General features: G+C 27.7%; 1 pseudogene. It reads left to right on the top strand.

What is annotated here, in order from left to right:
• Positions 1-326: 326 nt before the first annotated feature.
• Positions 327-570: pseudogene (locus AC3AX0_RS08165) on the top strand (hypothetical protein); the annotation flags it as partial.

The following is a 570-nucleotide window of genomic DNA, read 5'->3' on the forward strand; positions in this document are numbered from 1 at the left end:
GGAATATATTGCATGGTGTTGTTTATCAAACTAGCAACTAGAGGAATTAAGGCATTAGATATTTTGATCAATAAAGAAACAAAATTGTAAAATAAGAAGTGTAGAGGTTTCAGAGAATTGGTACTAGAATTAATGCTTTTGGTACCTATTGTGATTCGCAGATTGATTCTGATAGGTAGGGGAGAAATTAATTAATATTTAATACTACACTTCCATATTTTGCTATATAATTAAATTGGAGAATTTAGAGCATAATACGAAGCAGTGCGTAAATGTACTAATTGTTATGTGACAGATGATCGTTAATAAGATTCTAGGGGACTTAAATGATAAGAATTAATGATATTGACACTTGGGCAAAAGTTATGATTCTATTATCAATATTTTCTGCGATAGTAATTGGATCATATAATATAGATTTACATTTTGAAGAGGAATATCAAGGTAAAAAATTAACAATTGGAGTAGTTGGAGAAGTACCAAATGTGAGAGAAAAAAATATTTTATTTAAATCAATTGGTATTGATGAAATTAAGACAAATCCTTTAGAATATGATGCAATAATAATCT

Source organism: Dethiosulfatibacter sp. (genome assembly GCF_983023055.1).